Raw genomic sequence first — 23168 nt, forward strand, 5'->3', positions numbered from 1 at the left:
ATAGATCATGTCCAAGTTTTTCATTGGCCGCCCCAATTTCGCGTGGGTGGTGGCCATCTTCATTTCGCTGGCGGGCTTGTTGGCGATTCCGTCGCTGCCGGTCTCGCAGTTTCCGGTGGTGGCGCCGCCTCAGGTGACCATCGCCGCCGTATACCCGGGCGCCTCCGCCTCGGTGCTGGTCGATTCGGTGACGAGCGTCATCGAAGAAGAGCTGAACGGCGCCAAGCACATGCTGTACTACGAGTCGTCCAGCAGCTCCAGCGGCAGCGCGGAAATCACCGTCACGTTCGAGCCGGGCACGGACCCCGACCTGGCCCAGGTCGACGTGCAGAACCGCATCAAGAAGGCGGAGGCCCGCCTGCCGTCCGCCGTGACGCAGCAGGGCCTGCAGGTCGAGCAGGCCAGCTCGAACTTCCTGATGATCTACGCCCTGACCTACAAGGGCGACGACGCACACAAGGACGTGGTGGGCCTGTCGGACTACGCGGCGCGCCATATCAACAACGAAATCCGTCGCGTCGACGGCGTGGGCAAGGTGCAGTTCTTCGGCGCCGAAGCCGCCATGCGGGTGTGGATCGACCCGCAGAAGTTGCTGGGCCTGGGCCTGTCAGTGGCCGACGTCAATGCCGCCATCGCCGCCCAGAACGTGCAGGTGCCCGCAGGCAGCTTCGGCAGCCGTCCCGGTTCGGCCGAGCAGGAACTGACGGCCACCCTGGCCGTGAAAGGCATGCTGGATTCGCCGGAAGAATTCGGCAGCATCGTGCTGCGCGCCAACGACGACGGCTCGTCCGTGCACCTGGCGGACGTGGCGCGCCTGGAAGTGGGCCGCCAGAGCTACGACTTTGAAACGCGCCTGAATGGCAAGAAGTCGGTCGGCGCGGCCGTGCAGCTGGCGCCCGGCGCCAATGCGATCGATACGGTCAAGGCCGTGAAGGCGCGCCTGCAGGAGCTGTCCGCCTCGTTCCCGGAAGACGTGGAATTCTCGGTGCCGTTCGACACGTCGCGCTTTGTCAGCGTGGCAATTGAAAAGGTCGTGCACACGCTGCTGGAGGCGATGGTGCTGGTCTTCCTGGTGATGTTCCTGTTCCTGCAGAACATCCGCTACACGCTGATCCCCACGATCGTTGTGCCCGTGTGCCTGCTGGGCACGTTCGCGGTGATGTCCGTGCTGGGCTTCTCGGTGAACATGATGACGATGTTCGGCATGGTGCTGGCCATCGGCATCCTGGTGGACGACGCCATCGTGGTGGTCGAGAACGTGGAACGCATCATGGCCGAAGAAGGCTTGCCGCCGCGCGAGGCCACGATCAAGGCGATGGAGCAGGTGTCGGGCGCCATCGTCGGCATCACGCTGGTGCTGTCCGCCGTATTCCTGCCGCTGGCGTTCATGAGCGGTTCGGTGGGCGTGATCTACCAGCAGTTCTCGCTGTCGCTGGCAGTGTCGATCCTGTTCTCGGGCTTCCTGGCGCTGACGTTCACGCCCGCCCTGTGCGCCACGTTCCTCAAGCCCATCCCCAAGGGCCATCACGATGAAAAGAAAGGATTTTTCGGCTGGTTCAACCGCAGCTTCAACCGCCTGACCGGCCGCTTCGAGGCGCTGAACACGCGGCTGGTCAAGCGCACCGGCCGCTACATGGTGATCTACGTGGCGATCGTGGCGGTGCTGGGCGTGCTGTACGTGCGCGTGCCGGAATCGTTCGTGCCGCCGGAAGACCAGGGTTATGTGATCGTCGACGTCCAGTTGCCGCCCGGGGCCACCCACACCCGCACCGACAAGGTCGTGGCGGACGTCGAGCAGCACCTGATGTCGCTGGACGCGATGGGCGACGCCTTCACGGTGATGGGCTTCAGCTTTTCGGGCACGGGCCAGAACGCCGGCATCGCGTTCCCGACGCTGAAGGACTGGTCCGAGCGCGGCAAGGGCCAGGCTGCCAGCGACGTGGCCAACAGCGTGAACGCGCGCTTTACGGCCATCGACGATGGTTCGATCATGGCGGTGAACCCGCCGCCCATCGACGGCCTGGGCAACTCCGGCGGCTTCGCGCTGCGCCTGCAAGACCGCGGTGGCCTGGGCCGCGCGGCCCTGACGGACGCGCGCAACCAACTGCTGGCCAAGGCCAACAGTTCGCCGGTGATCGCCTACGCCATGATGGAAGGCCTGGCCGACGCGCCGCAGTTGCGCCTGGACATCGACCGCCAGAAGGCGGAAGCGCTGGGCATCGGGTTCGACACGATCAGCACGGCGATCTCGTCGGCCTACGGGTCCGCCACCATCAACGACTTCGCCAACGCCGGGCGCTTGCAGCGCGTGGTGGTGCAGGCGGACGTGCGTGACCGCATGACGCCCGAGAGCATCCTGATGCTGAACGTGCGCAACAAGTCGGGCGGCATGGTCCCGCTGAGCGCGTTCGTCCAGACCAGTTGGGAGAACGGCCCGGTGCAGATCTCGCGCTACAACGGTTATCCGGCGTTCAAGATCGCGGGCGACGCGATGCCCGGGCGCAGCACCGGCGAGGCGATGGCCGAGATCGAGCGCATCGTGTCGGAACTGCCCAGCGGCATCGGCTATGAATGGACGGGCCTGTCCTACCAGGAGAAGTTCGCCGGGGCGCAGGCGCCGATGCTGTTCGCGCTGGCGTTCCTGGTGGTGTTCCTTTTGATGGTCGCCCTGTATGAAAGCTGGGCCATCCCCGCGTCCGTCATGTTGATCGTGCCGATCGGCGCGCTCGGGTCGGTGCTGGCGGTAACGGTGCTGGGCATGTCGAACGACGTGTACTTCAAGGTCGGCCTGATCACCATCATCGGGCTGGCGGCCAAGAACGCGATCCTGATCGTGGAGTTCGCCAAGAGCCTGCGCGAGCAGGGCCATTCGCTGATGGACGCCGCCATCCAGGCCGCCAAGCTGCGCTTCCGCCCCATTGTGATGACGTCGCTGGCGTTCATCCTGGGCGTGGTGCCGCTGGCGTTGGCCAGCGGCGCGGGCGCCGCCAGCCAGCGTGCCCTGGGCGTAGGCGTGATCGGCGGCATGCTGACCGCCACGCTGCTGGGCGTGATCTTCGTGCCCATCTTCTTTGTGTGGGTGCTGTCGCTGGTGTCGAAGCAACGCGGCCGGCCGGCATCCGAACCCTTGCCGGCCCCGCGCACGGCCGAGGAGTAAGACTCATGATGCAAACCTATTTCCCCTTGCGCCTGGGCGCCCTGGCGCTGAGCGCGGTGCTGGCGGGATGCTCACTGGCGCCGGTGCACCAGCGGCCCGATGCGCCGATTCCCGCGCAGTATCCGGCGCAGTTCAATCAGCCGGCCGCGCCGGCCGCGCCGTCGGCGGCGGCTACGCTGGACTGGCAGTCGTTCGTGACCGATGCGCCGCTGCGGCAACTGGTGGCGCTGGCGCTTGAGAACAACCGCGACCTGCGCCAGGCCGTGCTGAACATCGAAGCGGCGCGGGCGCAGTACCGGATCGAACGCGCGGACCGCCTGCCGGGCATCAACGCCCAAGGCACGGGCACGCGCCAACGGGTGCCGGGCGACTTGAGCAGTACCGGCAGCGCCGGCGTGCAAAGCACCTACCAGGCGGGAATCGGGCTGACCTCGTTCGAGATCGATCTGTTCGGTCGCGTGCGCAGCCTGTCGGACGCCGCGTTGCAGGAATACCTGGCAACCGAGGAAACCGCGCACAGCACGCGGATCAGCCTGGTGGCCGAAGTGATCCAGGCCTATCTGACGCGCGACAGCGCGCAGCGCCGCCTGCTGGTCACGCGCCAGACGCTGGCCAGCCGCGAATCGTCGCTGGAACTGATCGTCAAGCGGCGCCAGGCCGGCGCGGCCACGGCGCTGGATTACCAGGAAGCGCTGGGCTTGACCGAGCAGGCGCGGGCGGAACTCGAGCGCATGGACCGCGAAGTGCGGCAGGCCGGCAACGCCCTGGCGCTGCTGGTGGGCGTGAACGACCTGGGACCCTACCTGCCGCAGCAACTGGCGGCTTCCCCCGTGCTGCTGCAAGAAATCGCGGCGGGCGCGCCCTCTGAACTGCTGGAGCGCCGGCCCGACATCCTGGCGGCCGAGCATCAGCTGCAGTCGCGCAACGCCAGCATCGGTGCCGCGCGGGCGGCGTTCTTTCCCAGCATTTCGCTGACCGGCCTGTTCGGATCGTCCAGCGCCGACCTGTCCAACCTGTTCGACGGCGGCCAGCGCGCCTGGTCGTTCACGCCGCAGATCACGCTGCCGATCTTCGCGGGCGGCCGCAATACCGCCAACCTGGATCTGTCGCACGTGCGTAAGGACATTGCGGTCGCGGCCTACGAAAAGACCATCCAGACGGCGTTCAAGGAAGTGGCCGACGCGTTGGCGGCCACCGACACCCTGCGGCGCGAGGAGGCGTCGCGCCGCTCCTTGGCCGAGTCCAGCCTGGAAGCCATGCGCCTGTCGGAAGCCCGCTACCGTGGCGGCGTGGATAGCCATCTGCGTTACCTGGACGCTCAGCGCAGCGCGTTTACCGACCAACTGAGCTATATCGAGGTCAGCACCCAGCGCCAGATGGCCCTGGCAAGCCTGTTCAAGGCCTTGGGCGGCGGCTGGCCGGGCGAACGGCCGCCGGTCGCGGCTGCGGGAGCCGGGGAGGGATGATTTAGCCCTATTTTCCAAAATCTCGATAAAAGATATTGACGTCGAGATTTATGCTGCTTATCGTAGAAAAAAAGCGCCGCCAGAGAGCCGGCTGCCATTCCCTGGCTTTTCGCCGGCGGCAGGCGCACGAGGAGACAAGCAGTGATACGTCCAAGCGACAGCCGGCCGTGCCGGAAGCTATCCCGCGCGGCGTCCCCGCGTGCCGGGCGTGCGCAGTCGGCACGCGGCGCCGGGTTCTGGCGTTCGTGGTTACGGCGTGCCTGCGGCGGTCTGGCCGCTTGCGCGGCGTTGGCGGCCGCGGTGCCCGCCAGTGCGGCCGATTGGCCCGCCCGGCCGATGACCATTGTGGTCAACGGCGGGCCGGGCAGCCTGCCTGACCTGTTCGCGCGGCCGCTGGCCGAGCGGTTGCATAACGCATTCGGCCAGCCTGTCGTCGTTGAAAACAAGCCCGGCGCGGGCGGTCTGCTGGCTATGCAGCAACTGAAGTCGGCGCCCGCCGACGGATACACGCTGGCGCTCGTCACCAACGCCCATCTGGTGTGGAATCCCTATATCTTTCCCGCGCTGACGTATGACCCGGTGCGCGATGTAGTGCCCGTCAGTCCGTTGGCCGTCATCCCCATGGCGCTGACGGTCAACGACAAGGTGCCGGCGCAGTCGCTGGCGCAGTTGTTCGCGCTGGCCCGCCAGCAGCCGGGCCGGCTGAACTATGCGTCTTCGGGCAATGGCAGCCCGCCACATGTGCTATTCGAAATGCTGCGCGAACAGGCCGGCGTGGACATCATGCACGTGCCGTTCAAGACGGGTACGGGCGCGCTCAATTCGGTGCTTGCCGGCGATACGCAGATGTATTTCGCCGGCACCGCGCTGGTCGAACCGATGGTCAAGGAAGGGCGCCTGCGCGTGCTGGCCATCAGCGACGCGGTGCCCGATGCCGCCTTTGGCCGCGCGCCGACGCTGGCGCAGCAGGACTTCCGCGGCTTCGAAGGCGCGGTGTGGCTTGGGCTGGCCGCGCGTGCGGGCACGCCGGAAGCCATCGTCAAGCGCCTGAACGCCGAGATCGGTCGCGCGCAGCAGGACGGCGCCATGCGCCAAATGTACGCCAGCCACGGCTCGCTGCCGTACCATCTGGAAGCCAGCGCCTTCGCGCAGCGCGTCGCCGACGAGCGCGAGGCCACCGGCCCCGTGCTGCGCAAGCTGGGCATCAAGCCCGATTGATCCTCATCCTTTCCCTCCAACCCTGGAATCAACGGCTCCCTGCGGGGAGCCGGCACCGGTAGCCATGAACCTGATTGAAGAGATTGTTGAAAACGCCCCCGCCATTCGAGACGTCCGGCGCGACATCCACGCCCATCCCGAACTGGCGTTCGAGGAGAACCGCACTGCGCAACGGGTGGCCGAGCTGCTGGAGAGCTGGGGCATCGAGCTGCACCGGGGCTTCGGCAAGACCGGCCTGGTGGGCGTGATCCGCAACGGCACCTCGTCGCGCACACTGGGGCTGCGCGCCGACATGGACGCGCTGCCCATGCAGGAAGCGAACCAGTTCGCGCACGCCAGCAAGCACGCGGGCGTGATGCACGCCTGCGGCCATGATGGCCACACCGCCATGCTGCTGGGCGCAGCCCAGTACCTGGCGCGCCATCGCAATTTCGACGGGACCGTCTACCTGATCTTCCAACCCGCCGAAGAACGCGGCGGCGGCGCGCGCGAGATGATGCGTGACGGCCTGTTCGAGAAATTCCCGATGGAGGCCGTGTTCGGCATGCACAACATGCCGGGCATCCCGGAGGGCTGTTTCGCGTCGTCGCCGGGCCCGGTGCTGGCATCCAACAGCGAGTTCCACGTGACCATACGCGGCAAGGGGGGCCATGCCGCCATGCCGCACCTGGCCATCGATCCAATCCCGGCGGCGGGGCAGATGATCGAAGCCTTCCAGACCATCATCAGCCGCAACAAGAAGCCGCTTGAGACGGCCGTCATTTCCGTGACCACGCTGCGGGCGGGCGAGGCCGTCAACGTCATCCCCGACACCTGCGAACTGGGCGGCACGGTGCGCGCCTACACCGCCGAGACGCTGGATCTGATCGAGCGGCGCATGGGCGAGGTGGCGCAGCACGTGGCCGCCATGTTCGGCGCCGAATGCGATTTCGTCTTCACGCGCCACTATCCGTCCACGATCAACCACGAGGCCGAGACGGCCTTCATGCGCGACGCGCTGGCCCAGGTGGTCGGCCAGGAGCGCTTGCTGGCGCAGACGCCCATCATGGCGGCGGAAGACTTCTCCTTCATGCTGGAAGCGGTGCCCGGCAGCTATTGCTTCATCGGCAATGGCGATGGCGGGCACCGCGAGCTGGGCCACGGCGAGGGGCCGTGCCTGGTCCACAACACCAGCTACGACTTCAACGACGCGCTGCTGCCCATCGGCGCCAGCGCGTTCGTGAAGCTGGCCGAAGCCTGGTTTGCGCGGCCGCCGCGCGCTTAAGTACGGCGCCGCACCCCCCGCTCAGGCCTTGCGCAACCCCGCTCGGGGCAGGGGCGCCGCCGGGTGGCTGGCGGGCTCGTCCGCCGGCCGGCCGCGTCCGATCAGCCATGCGCACAGCGCCGACACCACCCCGGCAAACAGCACGTACAGGCAGATCAGCCACGGCTGGCCGCCGCCGGTCTTGAGCAGGGCGGTGGCAATGATGGGCGTGATGCCCGAGGCGAAAATGCCCGAGAACTGGTAGACGAACGAGATGCCGGTGTAGCGCACCTTGGCGTCAAAGAGCTCGCAGAACAGGGCGGCCTCGGGACCATACACGGCGGCATAGAAGATGCCGAACGGGATGATGATCGCCAGCCAGATCAGCATCACGCTGCCTTCGCTGTGCAGCATCAGCCAGAAGCCCGGGAAGGATGCCGCGGCGGTGATCAGCGATCCCCAGAAGTAGACGCGGGTGCGGCCGATGCGGTCAGACAATCTGCCGAAGAAGGGGATGAAGAAGCACATCACCAGGGCCGCGGCCATCACGCCCGTCAGCGCTTCGGTTCGCGTGATCTGCACGGTTTGCGTCAGGTACGAGATCGAGAACACGCCGAACACGTTGAAGAACACGCCGTCGATGTAGCGGGCGCCCATGCCCTTGAAGACGTTGCCCGGGTAGCGCTTGAGCATGTCGAAGAAGGGAATGCGGCTTTCGGCGTTGCTTTCCTTGACCGCGGTGAACTCGGGCGTTTCCTTGATGTTCAGGCGGATGTACATGCCCACCAGCACCATGGCGGCCGACGCCAGGAAGGCGATGCGCCAGCCCCAGGCCATGAACTGCTCGTCGGTCAGCAAGGTGGACAGCAGCGCCACGGTGCCGGAAGCCAGGCACAGGCCGATCGCCAGCCCGATCTGCGGCAGCGACGCGTAGAAGCCTTTCTTGCCCGGCGGCGCGTATTCATACGCCATCAGCACCGCGCCGCCCCATTCGCCGCCCAGTCCGATGCCCTGGAACACGCGCAGCAGCAGCAACAGGATGGGCGCCCAGACGCCGATGCTGTCGTAGGTGGGCACCAGACCGATCAGGAATGTGGACACGCCCATGATCATCAGTGTCATCACCAGCATGCTTTTCCTGCCGATACGGTCGCCGAAATGGCCGAAGATCAGGCCGCCGAGCGGCCGCGTCACGAAGCCCACGGCGAACGTGGTGTAGGCCAGCATGGTCGAGACCAGCGGGTCGCCGGTGGGAAAGTACAGCTTGTTGAATACGATGCCCGCCACGACACCGTAGAGGAAAAAGTCGTACCACTCGATCGTGGCGCCGATCAGCGACGCGGTGACGACACGGCGTACTGCGGCTTCGTTCTGCTTGGCCATTCCAGTCTCCTTTGATGGGGGGGCGGGGCACTCTGCGTTGCCGCTCGCCATGCTTTCCTGCGGGGGTTGCTCGTGCCTTACGCGGCGACTAGCTCGGCCTGCCGCCGCGTTGCCTTCAGATCCTCCAGCATGAATCCGGCTGCGCGTTCGGCCAGCATCACGACAGGTACATTGGTGTTGCCGGAAACCAGCGTGGGCATGATGGAACAATCCACCACCCGCAGGCCGGCCACGCCGTGCACGCGCAGGCGCTCGTCCACCACGGCCATTGGATCGCTGCGCGGTCCCATCTTGGCGGTGCCGGAAGGATGGAAGATGGTGGCGCCGTACTCCCGGCAGAAGTGCAGGATCTCGTCGTCCGTGCGCACGTCCAGCCCGGGGCGGAATTCCCGCTTCATCAATCCGGCCAGCGGTTCCGTCGCGGCCAGCGCGCGCGCATACTTGACCGCGGCGATCGTCATGCGCCGGTCCAATTTGGTGGACAGGTAATTGGGCTGCATGGAAGGCGCCTCGAACGGGTCCGCGCTGCGCAGCCGGACCTGGCCGCGCGAAGACGGGCGCAACTGGCAGACCGAATACGTGCAACCCGAAAACGGATGCACCTTGCCGCCGGCCAGGTCGGCCGACAGGGTCGCGAAATGGAACTGGGTGTCGGGCGTGCGGCTGGCGGGGTCCACCCGGCAGAACAGGCCGCCCTGGTTGATCCCGACGGCCAGGGGCCCACCGCGAAACAGCAGCCACTGCAGCCCCATGCGGGCGCGGCCACTCAGCGTGCGCAACTGGTCGTTGGTGGTGATGGGCCGCGTGGTTTCGTAGATCAGCCTGATCTGCAGGTGGTCCTGCAGGTTCTCGCCGACGCCCGGCAGATCCCGCACCACGCCGATGCCGAACTGCCGCAGCAGCGCGGCCGGCCCGACGCCGGACAGTTGCAGCAGTTGCGGCGATTGCAGCGCGCCCGCGCACAGCACCACTTCGCGCCGTGCGCGCAGCGTGCGCACCTGACCGTCCTGCCGGTAGCGCACGCCGCAGGCGCGACTGCCTTCGAACAGCACGGCCATCGTGTGGGCGCCGGTTTCCACGCGCAGATTGGGACGCCCTTCGGCCGGGCGCAGATAGGCCACTGCCGTCGAGCAGCGCCAGCCATTGCGCGTGGTCAGCTGGTAATAGCCCACGCCTTCCTGGTCGCCCGTGTTGAAGTCCTGCACGTGCGGTACACCCTGCGTGCCGGCCGCCGCGATCATGGCTTCTACCAGCGGATGCGGCGTTTTGATGGAGGTGGCGTTCAAGGGGCCGTCCACGCCTCGGGTGGGCCCCACGCCCAGGTCGTTGTTTTCCAGCTTGCGGAAGGCCGGCAGGCAATCGTCCCAGCCCCATCCCGGGTTGCCGGCGTCGCGCCAAGCGTCGTAATCCTGCCGCTGGCCGCGAATGTAGATCAGCCCGTTGATGGCGCTGGATCCGCCCAGCGTGCGGCCGCGCGGCCAGTAAATGCGCCGGCCCAGCATGTTGGGGTCGGGGTCGGTGTAATAGCCCCAGTTCACCACCTTGTGGAACATCGTCTTGCCATAGCCGATGGGGATATGAATCCACGGGGAGCGGTCCCTGGGGCCGGCTTCCAGCAGGCACACGGACAGTGCGCCGTCGGCGCTCAGCCGGTTGGCCATCACGCATCCGGCTGAGCCGGCGCCAACCACGATGACATCCACGGTGTCGGACATATTGCCTTGTCTCCCTGTTGTCGTCCGCCTGCGCCACGTCGGCGGGACGGCGCGTTTACCCTGCTTGCCGCGGCGGGGCGCACTTATATACTGGGTCGATCCCGGCAGCGCCCAGAGACGCTGCATTCGGCTGGGGATCTGTGGCGATTCTAGGAAGCGGGCGCGTCGCGCAAAGCACAACACGCGTGGGGGCGGCAAAATGGAACGGAACATGCAACTTCGGTTTCAAAATCGCAGTGCAGCATCGGTAGAGGCGCCTGCCGGCGCTTCGGTCGACACGCCCGCCGTGCAGCAGGAGGCCGCGCGTTCGCTGCGCGCCCTGGTGGTGCTGGAGCACCTGGCGCGGGCCCAACATCCGCCCACGCTGGCGCAATTGGCGCAGCGCCTGGACATGCCGAAGACCACGTTGATGCGCCTGTTGGCCGCCATGCAGCGTGCCGGCTTCGTGGCCGCTACGCCGACCGAACACGGCTTCGTGCCGGGGCCGCAGGCCACGTCACTGGCCTTGTCCACCTTGCGCGCCTCGGCGTTCACGCGGGCATGCCGCGCCGTGCTGGCGCAACTGGCCGGCACACTGGGAGAAACCTGCAATCTGACGGCCCCGGACGGCGACCGCGTGATCTATATGGAACGGGTGGAGACCACCGAGCCGCTGCGCCTGTTCTTCGCGGTGGGCAGCCACGTGCCGATGCACTGCACGGCAAGCGGCAAACTATTCCTTGCATCCATGAACCGGCTGGAGCGAGGCCGCGTGCTGGCCCGTTTGCCGCTCACGCGCAACACGCCGCGCACCTTGACCGATCCCACGTTGCTGGAAGAGGAATTGGAACGGTTGGCGGCGCGTGGCATCGGCATCGACAACGAGGAATTCGTACGAGGCATGAGTGCCGTGGCGGTGCCGGTCAAGGATGCGGAAGACCGGGTAGTGGCGGCCGTGGCCTGCCACGCGCCGACCGCGCGCGTCATGCTGGACGACCTGCTGCGGGCGGTGCCAGTGTTGCAGCGCGCGGCGCAGTCGCTGCACGAGGTGCTGGCTCAGCATCGGCCCGGAGGCTGAGCCAGCGGTAGAAGTCTATTCGAAGCGAAAATACTAATCTATAGAAATCAATCGCTTACCGAAAACGGTGCGTTGAATTTGCACGCTTCACCAATATGTATGGAGCTTGACGCTAAAATTTGACCCGTAATTAAAGCTGCTGAAGCAGCGTTTTGAGGAAATGATGAATTTTTGGGTCCCTGTCGTCTTCGGTACGTTCAAGATCCTCGTGTTGGGCACGGGCATGTTTTTCGCCATCAAGTCTCATTACGATGGAGAAAAAAAGGAGAAGAAGGAAAAAGAGGTGAAAGCACCTCAGGAAGACCTCGCCGCGTAGCGCGGACGAGGCGACGCGCATCTCGGACTTATCGCAAGGGGCCTATCCCGATTGCGGTTTGTTGGATTGAGCAGCAGCGTCAGGCGCTCAGGAAGCGAATGACTTCGGCCCAATCGTTGGTCGACAGGGCGACGTCCTCGTAGTCGCCCTCTTCCTCGTCGTAGCGCGAAACGCAGAAGCGCTGGCTTCTGCCGGATTCGCGGTCGGCATAGTTGGCGTAGTCGACAAACACTTTCAAACCGCGCTCCTTGTTCTCGAATGAAGGAGCGGCATCGATGTAGCTCGACGTGTCCAAATACCCTTCGGGTAGGGTCGGCAGGGTGGTTATGTCGAAGTCGGGAAATTCGCGGCGCAGTCGTTCAAGGTTCATAAGGGAAGCATGTAGAGGCTAGAGTCCTGGCATTTTACGTTGCTCCGTGTCAGTCGCCACTACCCTCCGGGGCGCACAGGGCGCCGGCCTGGATTCCCGCGGCGGCCACGTGACCGTCACCGCGTTTCAGCGCGGCCAGGGCGAGCGCCGCTATTCAGGCGGCGCCGCGACACGCTTTCCCAGACGGCCACCAGCATCATGATCAGCGTGGTCAGGCCGCCCACCATCAGGTTGTCGGTTACATACGACACGGGCGCCAGCGCCGCCAGCAACACCAGCCCGACCCCATGCGATAGCGGAAAGCGCGCGTACACCACCGTTTTGTAGATGCCGTTGCCCAGCAGGTAGAGCGCGGGGCCGCCGATCAGTGCAGCCGCGGCCGGGGTGGCGATGCGGCCGTCGGGATGCAGGATGACGAGTTCATTGGCCACGGCCGACACGATGACGCCTGCGATCAGGATCACGTGCACGTAGTGGAAGTAGGCGCCGATGCGGCCCGGGTCCGAGGAATGCACGATGGCTTTGCTGCCGTCCTTGCTGCTGGTGTCGAAATACACCCACCACATCGCCGCCGTGCCCAGGAAGGCCACCAGCAGCGCGATCAGCGTGGGGGCGTCCCAATGCGGGTGTTCGCCCAGCGTGGCGCCCGTGATCAGCAGGGTTTCGCCCAGCGCCACGATCACGAACAACTGGCACCGCTCCGCCAGATGCCCGCCTTCGATCGTCCAGTCGCTGGTGTAAGACCGCCCCATGCCGGGCAGGCGGAAGCCGAACATCGGCGAAATGTACTCGCACGCCACGGCCAGGATCCACAGCGCCAGCCGCGCTTCGCCCGAGGCCAGGCCGCCCGCGATCCAGAACACGGCGGAGATGCCGAGCCATCCCAGCATGCGCCGGAAATTGTCGGCCAGCGGGTGGTTCGGCCCCAGGTGCAGCACGATGAACGCCGTACGTCCGACCTGTAGCAGCGCGTAGCAGACGGCGAAAATCAGGCCGTTGTCGCCAAATGCGCCGGGCAGGACCGCGGCGGCGATCAGGCCCACGAGCATCACCGCGAACAGCATGATCCGCATGGGGATGGCGTCGGGATCGAACCAGTTGGTGACCCAGCACGTGTACTGCCACCCCAGCCAGACCGCGAACCACAACACCAGCGTATGCACGGCGCCCATCAGCGTCAGGTCGTGCAGCAGGCTGTGCGACAGCTGCGTCACGGCAAAGACGTACACCAGGTCGAAGAACAATTCCACATAAGTGACGCGGGCTTCGTGGCCGTCCCGGCGGCGAAGCAGCGTGGCGCTGGCAAGAAAGTTCATGGCGGGCGCGTCCGGTAGGTAGGGGCGCTGCCAGATTACTGCAGAGCGCGGGCGGGGAAATGTCAATGATTCAAAAGCGGCGCCGGACGTCGCGCGGGCGCGACGGCGGGGGCGCGCGCCGATCAGGCGATACCGGCCTTAGTGGGTCTGCCGGCCGCCGCTGACCATCCAGCGCGTGCCGAACCGGTCTACCAGCGCGCCATACGCCTCGGCCCAGAACGTCTTCTGCAACGGCATGGTCACCGTGCCGCCGTCGGACAATTGCTCGAACACGCGTTGCGCATCCGACACCGTGGGGTAGGCCAGCGACAGCGCCATGCCCTTCTTGCCGGGATAAGGGTGCCCGGCGGTCGCGTCGCTGCCCATCAGGGTCTGCTCGTCCAGGGCCAGCCGTGCATACATGATGCGTTCGGCATCGTCGGCGGACAGGGCGGGCATGGCGGCCTCGGGCGGGGCGTCGGCGTAGCGGATCATGGCTTCGATCCGGCCGCCCAGCACGCGCTCGTAGAAGTGCAGGGCCTCGGCGCAGTTGCCGTCGAAGCTGAGGTAGGCGGAGAGTTGGGGCATGGTGTCTTCCTGGTTGGGCGGGCAGGTGCCGGGGCAGCCGTGGCCGATCTATGATGGAAGGCCCGACCCGTGAGACTTGAAGGAGCCCGGCCATGCAACAAGGTAGCTGCCACTGCGGACAGATCAGATTTGAAGTCGATGGCGACGTGTCGCAGGTTCTGGAGTGCAACTGTTCCCACTGTAGCCGCAAAGGCTATTTGCTGTGGTTCGTGCCGCGTGCGCAGTTGCGCATCACGTCGCCCACGCAAAGCCTGTCCACCTACAAATTCAACAAGCATGTGATTGCGCACCATTTTTGCGCCAATTGCGGTTGCGCGCCGTTTGGTTTCGGGGCCAGCCCCAAGGGCGAAGAGACCGCGGCGGTCAATGCGCGATGCCTGGAAAACGTCGACCTCAATGCCCTGACGCGTATCCCGTACGATGGCCGCAATGTGTGAAATCGGGCGTCTGAACCCTCAACAACGTAAAGGAACCCGCGCATGAGTACGGTCAAATTGCTGTCGGACGAGGATGTCCGCAAAAGCCCCGAGGCGTGGGCGGTTTTCGAGGACATCCGTGCCACGCGCAAATCGGATTTCGTCAACAATTTCTGGCGTGCGCTGGCCAATGACCCGCCGCAGTTGCAGCGCGTCTGGGCGCAACTCAAGCAGGTGATGATGGCGGAAGGTGAGCTGTCCCCGCTGGTGCGCGAAATGATCTACATCGCCGTGTCCACGGCCAACGGGTGTTCGTATTGCGTGCATTCCCACACGGCGGCGGCCAAGGCCAAGGGCATGACCGACGGCCAGCACGCCGAACTGCTGTCGGTCATCGGCATGGCGGCGCAGACCAACGCGATGGTGACGGCCATGCAGGTGCCGGTGGACGCCGCGTTCGACGTCAAGTAGGAGGCCACCATGGCGCTGATCCCGCTGTTCCCCTTATCCAATGCGCTGTTTCCCGCCGGCGTGCTGCATCTGCGCATTTTCGAGGTGCGCTACCTGGATATGATCCGCCGCTGTATCGCGGACGGCAGCGAGTTCGGCGTGGTGGGCCTCTTGGCGGGCAGCGAAGTCCGTTCGCCCGAAGGCGTCGAGACCCTGGCCCCCGTGGGCACGATGGCCCGCATCGCGACCTGGGACGCGCCGATGCCCGCGTTGCTGCAGGTGCGCTGCATCGGCACCAGCCGATTCCGGCTGCTTTCCAGCGAGGTGGCAAAATACGGTCTTTGGATGGGCCAGACCGAGCCCATCGCCGACGATCCGCCCACGCCGGTGCCGGCGTCCATGCAGGCCAGCGCCGATGCCCTGGGCCGGCTGGTGGCGCAATGGCAGCAGGACGGCGTGCCGGCCGACCGGATGCCGCTGGCGCCGCCGTACCGGCTGGACGACTGCGGCTGGGTGGCGGACCGCTGGTGCGAACTGCTGCCGCTGCCGCCGGACGACAAGGCCCGGCTGCTGGGCCTGACGGACCCCGAGGCCCGGTTGGCGGCTATTCAGGACTTGTTGCGCGGCCAAGGGCTGGCGTAGCGGGTCGCCGGTGCAAACGCCGGGCGAGTAACCTTTTTGGACATCATGGATATCAGGATTGACGAGGGCCTGCGCGCCTATATTGACCCCTTGACCGAAGACGAGCACGAAGCGCTGGAGCGCAGCCTGCTGGCCGAGGGCTGCCGCGATGCGCTGGTGTTGTGGGGCGACTTGCTGGTGGACGGGCACAACCGCTACGCCATCTGCCAGAAGCACGGCATCGAATTCCAGACCCGGCAGAACACCACGTTCAAGTCGATGGAAGACGTGCACCTGTGGATGATCGAAAACCACCTGGGCCGGCGCAGCGTGTCGGACTTCCAGCGGGGCGTGCTGGCGCTGCGCAAGAAAGAGATCCTGCTGGCGCGCACGCCTCCAGAAGGCAGCGCGCCGCCCGACGCCGGGTCGGCTGACGCCACATCGCCTGAGGGTTCACCGCCTTGGGACGAGGATGCTCCTGGCGCCGACGGCGCGCCACGCCTGCCGCCGAACATCTCCTGGACGCCACCCGTGCCCAGCCGCCAGGCTCTGGCGCGCGCGGCGCGCATCAGCAGCAATACGCTGGGCCAGATCGAAAAGATCCAGAAAGACGCCGCGCCGGAATTGGTGCGCGCAGTGAAAGAGGGCGCGATTTCGATCAATGCCGCCGCAGCGGTGGCGTCTTTGCCCGCCGAACGTCAGGCGGCGGCCGTGGCCGGCGGCAGGAAAGAGCTGCAGCAGGCGGCGCGCGAAGTGCGCCTGGCCAAGGCGCCGCCGCCCCGCGAAGCCCCGCCCGAGGTGCCGATCGAAAGCATCGCGGACTTGCCTGCCGAGGTGGCGCGTCTGCGCGGCGTCCTGGCGCGCCTGACGGACGAACGCGACCAGCTGAAAAAGAAGGTGATGCACCTGACGATCGCACTATCGGAAGCGCGCAATGGGGGCAGCGCGGGCGACGATTAAGGCGGAATACCGGATGGGAGCATGAATAAGGGATAACCCTTATTCATGCAACGGCTGCGACTGCGAGCAAGTGATTCGAAAAGCTGATTTCGGTTTCGCATCGCCAAGTTGCCCATAACTTGCACCCCTCGGCCGAGCCCATGTCCAACTCCAGGGCCAGCCAGTTGCGCGCTGCCATGACATGTTTGTCGTGCCCAGGGAAAGGCATCACTTCCGCAACGTACTGCACGTCGATGTTTTGAGGTTGCTTGGCATTGCTGTTCAACCAGGAGAGAAACAGCCGCTCCATCACGCCCATGAGCGAAGGATGAACCACGGCGGACGAGGTGAACTGGTGGATCTGGGACCAAGTCTCTGTGGCAGGCAGGTCCTTGCGGTAGGCCGTGCCCCAGGCTGCAACGTGCACGTCGCCCGACACCAGGGACACGCGGATCCTCTTGTCGCGCGCCAATTGGGAAAACACTTCCAGGAGGCGTTTGCGCTCACCTTCGTGGTCGTCGTGGGACCAGTGATCCTTCAAGTCGTCGGCATTGCTGTCCGTGACGTGGTCTTGTCCGAACTTGTCCATCAGCAGCTCGGCCAGGGGCAGTTTTGGGTGCACGACGGGCACCGAGGACATGAACAGAAGATGCTGGCAAGCATTCTTGGGTTGTGCGCCCGCGTTGCCGGATTTCAGGCTGTCGGTCCAATTCTTGATTTGGCCCCAGGTGTCCGAGCCCATCACCTGTGTCCGCGAGCGTTCGGTGCGCAGATCGGCCGCCAGGATGGTCATCGGCCCGATGGCGTACGCGGAAGTGAATCCCGGCTGGCCGTCCAGCAGGGGCAGCGCCAACGCATCCTTGGCGAGTACCTGACTCCACACGATGGGCTGGAGCAGCGGGTCTTGTCGGGAAAAACCCGCTGGCGTCGTGTCTTCCTGTTGGGGCAGGTCGTCCAGCGCATGTTGCATCTGAAACACCCAGAAGGCGCGTCGGGCGTGGCGGAACAGCGTCTGAAAGAGTGAGCTGTTCTGCATCTCGCAGCTGTACGAACCCCAGCCGTCGAAGATGTCGTGGTCGTCCCACATCATGACGGTCGGCATCGACGCCATCGCCGCGCTCGCATCTAGCGTGGCCGTTGGCGACGACCAGGGCTTGCGCTCGCTGGGCAGCCAGCGTTGCTTGTACAGTCCGAAGTAGTAGGCCTCGATCTCGCGGTCCAGCGCCTTGGTGACCTTGAACTCCAATTGCGCCTGCCGAGGCAAGGCCACCCACCGGCGCAGCGCCTTAACGTCTTCCCAGATCGAGTCGAAGTAGATCTGGTCGCCTCCCATGAGCATGAGATGAAAGCGCTGCAGGCCCTTGTCATGGATGCGCTTCTCATGCCACAACTGCTCTTTGTCCAGCAGCTTGGTTTCGCCTGCACCCTGTTCTTTTCGCAGTTCGCGGTCGTGGCTGTAGAGCAGGTCTTCCCACACCGCGTCCGACGTCCGGATGAGCTTTCGCATCACGGCCGGGTCTGAAAACCCATTGCACGACACATAGGCCATGCGCGGCGAGAAATCCTTGCCGGGTACCGTCATCCGCCACGTCAATCCACCTGAAATACCGTAACTTACGGTGCGCTCGTTCTTCAATATCTTGCAGGACAGGTCGTAGCGCAGATAGCGTTCGCCGTTGATGGCCAATAGCTCCTTTGGCGCGGCGCAAGCCTTGCCGTCGACCTCCAGTGCAGGGGTGACGGCGCCCGCCTTGAGGCCCACCAGCGCGCTTACTTTCCAGACGTCACCTTTTCCGATACCACGGAACGACAACACAGGCCCCAGTAGCAGATCTTTTTCATTCATGATCAGCCTCCTCAGCTAGTCATTTCTTTCGCTACTACCTTGACGATCCGGGTACGAGCAATTCACGCCGCCTCCCACAACGCCGCTGTCAGGCCCAGCAACAGCAGCATCGCCGACGCGATGAACCATCGCACGGTTTTCCGGTATTCATCCTCGGCTTCATCCTCCAAACGCAAGGCGCGGTAAAGCGCAATGATCTGCAGCAGGCTGGCGAGCAACAAGGACACGCCTGGCAGCACGGACAGCGCGCTCCAATCGCCCGGCGCGTCCAAGCCCCAGTAGCGCAGGAAACCCAGCGAAAAGCCCAGCAATACCGTGATGGCCGTAATCAATCCGGCCCGATAGCCCTGGGGCAGTGCGTGTGGCCTGTGGCTGCGGGTCCGTACCAAGTCGTCGTCTGGCGTTTCCGGTGTCATCATTGAGATACTCCGCACTGAGTACGCTACGGCCTACCCGCTACCGGTTGATGTGGGAGCGAAAACTGAACTCCTGCTGTCACGCGGGGTCAGGTTGAATTGATTATGGCTGATATCACCGCGCACGGTGGCTGTTGAATCCCCCGCGTCGCAGCCCTGTGCCTTGTCGCCTTGTTTGCCGGCTGCTCGTCGACCGGTTCAGCGAACGATGCTGGGCCGGGGTGCGAATAAAAGGTGGCGAACGGCGGCGACCAACCGCCGAATCACGAATGAGGGATAACCCTTAAGTGCAAAATTCACGAATAAAATTCCTGAATGGCTGGGAATTTATATCGTTTTGAGGAACACCCCCTGGGGCCTTGTAATGCGTGTTCGCTTAACGCTGTCCACGCATCTACCCCAGACTCCCTCATGAATCCCATCGGATACCGCATTCTTCCCCGTTCCGGCCCGGCCGTCTCGGCCGACGTGCTGGCCGGCTTCGCCGCCATCGGCTCAGCCCAGATCAGCGACTGCATGAACCGCCTGTACGGCGTGTCGGGCCTGCGCCCGATGCATGCCTGCACGCGTCGCACCGTCGGCCTGGCGCTGACCGTCAAGACCCGTCCGGGCGATAACCTGATGATCCACAAGGCGATTTCGCTGGGCGGCGCGGGCGACGTGATCGTCGTCGATGGCGCCGGCGACACCAGCAACGCGCTGGTCGGCGAACTGATGATGATGGATGCGCAATCGCGCGGCATCGAGGGCTTTGTGATCGACGGCGCCGTACGCGACCTGGACGTCTTCGCCCAGGGCGAATTCGGCTGCTTCGCGCGCGCCGCGTCGCACAAGGGCCCGTACAAGGATGGCCCGGGCGAAATCAATGTGCCGGTGTCCGTGGGCGGCCAGGTGGTCAACCCGGGCGACGTGGTCGTGGGCGACGCCGACGGCGTGGTGGTGATCCCCGCCGAATTCGCCGCGGCCGTGCTGGCCCTGGCGCAGAAGAAGGAAGCGGACGAAGCCGTGGCCAAGGAAAAGCTGCGCGCCGGCACCTACACCAAGCCCTGGCTGGAAAAGACCCTGGCCGAGAAGATGGGAGCCGCCAAATGAGCATCGTCGCTGACCGCATCAAGCGCATCAAGCTGTCGCCCAGCGTCGCCGCGCGCGCCATCATCGCCGAACTGCGCGAGCAGGGCCGCCGCATCATCGACCTGACGATCGGCGAGCCCGACTTCTCGACGCCGGAACACATCCGCCAGGCCGCCACTGCCGCCATGAACCGCGGCGAAACCAAATACCCGCCCGCGCAGGGCACGGTTGCCTTGCGCCGCGCCGCGCGCGGCCATCTGCTGGAAGCGACCGGGGTGGATTACCCCGTGGCACAGATCATCGTCTCTACCGGCGCCAAGCAGGTGATCTTCAATGGCCTGGCCGCCACGCTGAACGAGGGCGACGAGGTGCTGATTCCCGCGCCGTTCTGGGTGTCGTACCCGGACATGGTGCTGGTCAACGGCGGCACGCCGGTCGCGGTGCAGACCTCGCCCGCCACGGACTACAAGGTCACCCCGGAAGCGCTGGAGCGCGCCATCACGCCGCGCACCAAGTGGCTGATGATGAACGCGCCCAGCAACCCGACGGGCTCGGTCTACACGGCCGACGAACTGCGCGGCCTGACCGACGTGCTCAAGCGCCATCCGCACGTATGGCTGATGACCGACGACATTTACGCCCGCCTGAACTTCACCGGCGAACCGACCGTGCATCCGTTGCAGGTCGCGCCGGAACTGGCCGCCCGCACGCTGGTGGTCAACGGGGTGTCCAAGGCGTACGCCATGACGGGTTGGCGCATCGGCTACGGCGCCGGCCCCGATGAACTCATCAAGGCGATGGCGATCCTGCAGTCCCAGAGCACGTCGGGCGCATCGTCCGTCAGCCAGGCTGCGGCGCTGGAAGCGCTGTCCGGTCCGCAGGACTGCGTGACCCAGTTCGCCCAAGTCTTCCGCGAACGCCGCGACCTGGCGATCGCCGAATTGTCCGGCGCGCCGGGCCTGGCAATCGTCGTGCCGCAAGGCGCGTTCTACGTCTTTCCGGACTGCTCGGGTCTGTTGGGCAAGAAGACGCCTGCCGGGGACGTGATCGCCACCGACACCGACCTGACGCACTATCTGCTGCGCGAGGCCGGCGTGGCTGTCATCGACGGCCACGCCTACGGCGCGCCGGGCACGTTCCGGCTGTCGTTCGCCGCGTCCCTGGACGATATCCAGCAGGGATGCGCCGCCATCCGCGAGGCCTGCGCCAAGCTGGCCTGAGCCGGCGCCACGCATTTCATTCCAGTACGACCACCACACAAACAGACAAGGGGAATCAACCATGAAACGCCACACTCTCTTCGCCGCCTGCCTGGGCCTGGCCACCCTGGCGCTGGGCGCCGCCGCCCAGGCCGATCAGGTCGACGACATCAAGGCGCGCGGCGAACTCGTCTGCGGCACGCTGGGCACCTCGCAGCCGTTCAGCTTCCAGGACGGCGCCACGCGCCAACTGGTGGGCTACGACGTCGACGTGTGCAAGCTCGTCGCCGACAAGCTGGGCGTGAAGGTCAACTACAAGTTGCTGTCGGTGGCGGCGCGCGTGCCGGAACTGAACGAAGGCCGCGTGGACATCCTGGCGGCCAACCTGGGTTATTCGCCTGACCGCGCCGAACAGATCGCCTTCAGCCACGCCTACTACGTCAGCCCGCAGAAGCTGCTGGTGCGCAAGGACTCGGGGCTGGACACCGTGGAAGCCCTGAACGGCCGCCGCGTCGGCGCCACCAAGGGCTCCAGCTCGGAGCGCGAGATCAAGCGCATCCTGAACAAGTCCCAGGTCATCGGCTACGGCGACAGCTCGGCCACCTATCTGGCCTTGCAGCAGAAGAAGGTGGATGCGCAGTTCGCCTCTGAGCTGGTGCTTGTGCGCCTGGTGCTGCAGAGCCCGCCGACCGCGCCCGTGAGCGTGATCGCCAAGTCGGTGTTCGACGAACCCTGGGGCCTGGGCGTGCGCAAGTCGGAACCGCGTTTCCTGCAGGCCGTGAACCAGGCGCTGGATGAAGCGGAAAGCTCGGGCGCGGCCGCCAAGCTCTTTGACAAGTGGTTCGGCCCCGAAACGCCGTACAAGCTGGAACGCGGCTTCAAGATCGGCCCCATCGCCAGCTGAAAGACCGCTGACCCCAGCGCGGCCCGCATGTCCCCGTCACGGTTTCCGGCGTCCGCCCAGGCGGGCGGCCGGAGCCCGTGACGTTTGGCGTGGGCCGCGCGATTGCAGGAGATTGATTGCTTTATGAGCCTACTTGACGCTTCCCAATACCAGCTGCTGGCCAGCGGCATGCTGGTCACCGTGCAGCTGTTCCTGGTTGCCTGGGTGATGGCCTTCACGATCGCGGTGACACTGGTCGTGGTGCGCGCCACCAACCTGGCGCCGTGCCGCTGGGTGGTCGATGCCTACGTGGAATACCACCGCAACGTGCCGCTGCTGGTGCAGGTGCTGTTCTGGTACTTCGGCATGCCTGAACTGCTGCCCGAGGGCTTTCGCATGTGGCTGTACGAGCACAACGCCGAGATGTCGCTGGCGGCGATCGCGCTGGCGCTGGGCTCGGCCGCCTACATCGCCGAAGACATCCGCAGCGGGCTGCGCGCCATCCCGGGCACGCAGTTCGAAGCGGCCCGGGCGCTGGGCGCCAGCTATCTGCAGTGCATGCGCTTCGTGATCGTGCCGCAGGCCGTGCGCATTTCCATCCCGCCGCTGGTGGGCCGGGCGCTGCTGCTGTTCAAGAACACCAGCGTGGCCATGGCGATCGGCGTGATGGAACTGACCTACCAGGCCCGCGAGATCGAAAACGAGACCTACCGCACCTTCGCCACCTTCGGCGCGGCGACGATCATGTACCTGCTGGGATCGTTCCTGATCATGGCGGTCGGATCGCGCATCTACGCCCGTTATCGTCTGAACCGCGGAGGCCACGGTGCTTGATCTGCTACTGCAATACTGGCCCACGCTGCTGGTCGGCCAATACCCTAACGGCCCGCTGGGCGGACTGGTCCTCACGCTGATCCTGGCGGCACTGGGCCTGGCGATGTCGATGCCGCTGGCGCTGCTGATTGCGCTGGCCCGGGTCAGCCCGTTCGGCTGGCTGCGCGTGGCCAGCAAGGCGCTGGTCAACGTGGTGCGCGGCATGCCGCTACTGATGCTGATTTTCTGGGCCTACTTCGTCGTGCCGAAACTGACCGGCCAGGTCGTCAGCGGCTTCTGGACGCTGATCTTCGCGCTGGTGGTCTATGAAAGCGCGTACCTGTCGGAAGTGATCCGTTCGGGCATCGAGGCGGTGCCGCGCGGCCAGATCGAGGCGTCCCGTTCGCTGGGCGTGGGCTACTGGACGACGATGCGCAAGGTGGTGCTGCCGCAGGCGCTCTTTAACGTGTTGCCCAGCATGACCAGCCAGTTCGTGTCGACCGTCAAGGAGACGTCGCTGGGCTATGTCATCAGCGTCAACGAACTGACCTTCGCGGCCAACCAAGTCAACAACCTGGTGCTGACCCAGCCGCTGCAGGTGTTCGGCATCCTGGCCATCATCTATTTCCTGGTGTGCTTCAGCCTGAGCCGCGGCTTGAGCTGGCTGGACCTGCGTATCCGCCGCTCGCGCGCCATGGCTTAAAGC

The 23168-nt window shown here is 65.5% G+C and carries 21 protein-coding genes; 14 read left to right on the forward strand and 7 right to left on the reverse strand.

The annotated features are described in order from the left end of the window. Positions 1-7 precede the first annotated feature (7 nt). The 4 genes from CEY09_RS00960 (at position 8) to CEY09_RS00975 (ending at position 7105) form a co-directional block, all read left to right on the forward strand. On the forward strand, positions 8-3157 hold the full coding sequence (locus tag CEY09_RS00960; RefSeq protein WP_088587212.1) for an efflux RND transporter permease subunit: 3150 nt from the start codon (positions 8-10) through the stop codon (positions 3155-3157). A gap of 5 nt (positions 3158-3162) precedes the next feature. Next, positions 3163-4623, forward strand: coding sequence for an efflux transporter outer membrane subunit (locus tag CEY09_RS00965; RefSeq protein WP_088587213.1), 1461 nt, complete (start codon positions 3163-3165; stop codon positions 4621-4623). A gap of 141 nt (positions 4624-4764) precedes the next feature. Further along, entirely contained in the window at positions 4765-5841 is a 1077-nt protein-coding gene (locus CEY09_RS00970) for a Bug family tripartite tricarboxylate transporter substrate binding protein (RefSeq protein ID WP_234818198.1), read from the forward strand. 64 nt (positions 5842-5905) lie between these two features. Next, on the forward strand, positions 5906-7105 hold the full coding sequence (locus tag CEY09_RS00975; protein ID WP_088587214.1) for a M20 aminoacylase family protein: 1200 nt from the start codon (positions 5906-5908) through the stop codon (positions 7103-7105). A 21-nt stretch (positions 7106-7126) separates the two neighbouring features. Here the strand turns inward: CEY09_RS00975 and CEY09_RS00980 are convergent, their stop codons facing one another. Both CEY09_RS00980 and CEY09_RS00985 read right to left on the reverse strand, forming a co-directional pair. After that, entirely contained in the window at positions 7127-8467 is a 1341-nt protein-coding gene (locus CEY09_RS00980; RefSeq protein WP_006224402.1) for an MFS transporter, read from the reverse strand. A 77-nt stretch (positions 8468-8544) separates the two neighbouring features. Continuing rightward, positions 8545-10182 carry a GMC family oxidoreductase gene (locus tag CEY09_RS00985; protein ID WP_088587215.1) on the reverse strand — a complete coding sequence of 546 codons (1638 nt, stop codon included), beginning with the start codon at positions 10180-10182 and terminating at the stop codon, positions 8545-8547. 199 nt (positions 10183-10381) lie between these two features. Between CEY09_RS00985 and CEY09_RS00990 the strand changes: the two genes are divergently transcribed. After that, a complete protein-coding gene (locus CEY09_RS00990) occupies positions 10382-11239 on the forward strand; it encodes an IclR family transcriptional regulator (RefSeq protein ID WP_088587216.1) in 858 nt (285 codons plus the stop codon). A gap of 395 nt (positions 11240-11634) precedes the next feature. Here the strand turns inward: CEY09_RS00990 and CEY09_RS00995 are convergent, their stop codons facing one another. The 3 genes from CEY09_RS00995 to CEY09_RS01005 form a co-directional block, all read right to left on the reverse strand. Next, entirely contained in the window at positions 11635-11925 is a 291-nt protein-coding gene (locus CEY09_RS00995) for a hypothetical protein (RefSeq protein WP_006224406.1), read from the reverse strand. Positions 11926-12041: 116 nt separating this feature from the next. Beyond that, positions 12042-13241 carry a low temperature requirement protein A gene (locus CEY09_RS01000; RefSeq protein WP_088587217.1) on the reverse strand — a complete coding sequence of 400 codons (1200 nt, stop codon included), beginning with the start codon at positions 13239-13241 and terminating at the stop codon, positions 12042-12044. Between the two features lie 138 nt (positions 13242-13379). Continuing rightward, positions 13380-13808, reverse strand: a complete 429-nt coding sequence (locus CEY09_RS01005) for a VOC family protein (RefSeq protein WP_088587218.1) — start codon at positions 13806-13808, stop codon at positions 13380-13382. A 92-nt stretch (positions 13809-13900) separates the two neighbouring features. On the opposite strand from CEY09_RS01005, the gene CEY09_RS01010 reads away from it, so the two are divergent. From CEY09_RS01010 to CEY09_RS01025, 4 genes are read left to right on the forward strand one after another with little or no spacing between them, the layout of a single operon-like run. Next, positions 13901-14245, forward strand: coding sequence for a GFA family protein (locus CEY09_RS01010; RefSeq protein WP_006224413.1), 345 nt, complete (start codon positions 13901-13903; stop codon positions 14243-14245). A gap of 42 nt (positions 14246-14287) precedes the next feature. After that, positions 14288-14695 (forward strand): carboxymuconolactone decarboxylase family protein, encoded by a 408-nt coding sequence (locus CEY09_RS01015; protein WP_088587219.1) that lies wholly within the window; start codon positions 14288-14290, stop codon positions 14693-14695. A gap of 9 nt (positions 14696-14704) precedes the next feature. Continuing rightward, a complete protein-coding gene (locus CEY09_RS01020; RefSeq protein ID WP_088587220.1) occupies positions 14705-15316 on the forward strand; it encodes an LON peptidase substrate-binding domain-containing protein in 612 nt (203 codons plus the stop codon). 45 nt (positions 15317-15361) lie between these two features. Beyond that, positions 15362-16255, forward strand: coding sequence for a ParB N-terminal domain-containing protein (locus tag CEY09_RS01025; protein ID WP_088587582.1), 894 nt, complete (start codon positions 15362-15364; stop codon positions 16253-16255). 43 nt (positions 16256-16298) lie between these two features. On the opposite strand, the gene CEY09_RS01030 is transcribed toward CEY09_RS01025, so the two are convergent. Both CEY09_RS01030 and CEY09_RS01035 read right to left on the reverse strand, forming a co-directional pair. After that, positions 16299-18080, reverse strand: coding sequence for an alkaline phosphatase D family protein (locus CEY09_RS01030; protein WP_088587221.1), 1782 nt, complete (start codon positions 18078-18080; stop codon positions 16299-16301). Positions 18081-18142: 62 nt separating this feature from the next. Continuing rightward, positions 18143-18499: a hypothetical protein gene (locus CEY09_RS01035; RefSeq protein ID WP_088587222.1), complete on the reverse strand. Its 357-nt coding sequence runs from the start codon at positions 18497-18499 to the stop codon at positions 18143-18145. Between the two features lie 408 nt (positions 18500-18907). Here CEY09_RS01035 and CEY09_RS01040 point away from each other — a divergent pair, with 408 nt between their 5' ends. The 5 genes from CEY09_RS01040 to CEY09_RS01060 all read left to right on the forward strand — a co-directional run bounded on the left by CEY09_RS01040 (position 18908) and on the right by CEY09_RS01060 (position 23165). Continuing rightward, positions 18908-19588: an RraA family protein gene (locus CEY09_RS01040; RefSeq protein WP_006224419.1), complete on the forward strand. Its 681-nt coding sequence runs from the start codon at positions 18908-18910 to the stop codon at positions 19586-19588. Then, on the forward strand, positions 19585-20787 hold the full coding sequence (locus CEY09_RS01045; protein WP_088587223.1) for an aminotransferase class I/II-fold pyridoxal phosphate-dependent enzyme: 1203 nt from the start codon (positions 19585-19587) through the stop codon (positions 20785-20787). Before CEY09_RS01040 ends, CEY09_RS01045 begins: the two co-directional genes overlap by 4 nt. Positions 20788-20848: 61 nt before the next feature. Then, entirely contained in the window at positions 20849-21670 is an 822-nt protein-coding gene (locus tag CEY09_RS01050) for an ABC transporter substrate-binding protein (protein WP_088587224.1), read from the forward strand. Positions 21671-21793: 123 nt separating this feature from the next. Then, complete coding sequence (locus CEY09_RS01055) at positions 21794-22483, forward strand: amino acid ABC transporter permease (RefSeq protein ID WP_006224422.1); 690 nt, start codon at positions 21794-21796, stop codon at positions 22481-22483. Then, a complete protein-coding gene (locus CEY09_RS01060; protein ID WP_088587225.1) occupies positions 22476-23165 on the forward strand; it encodes an amino acid ABC transporter permease in 690 nt (229 codons plus the stop codon). The genes CEY09_RS01055 and CEY09_RS01060 overlap by 8 nt, the downstream gene beginning before the upstream one ends. Positions 23166-23168: the final 3 nt, after the last annotated feature.

This window comes from Achromobacter marplatensis (assembly GCF_002209535.1).
GTDB classification, from domain to species: Bacteria; Pseudomonadota; Gammaproteobacteria; order Burkholderiales; family Burkholderiaceae_B; genus Achromobacter; species Achromobacter marplatensis.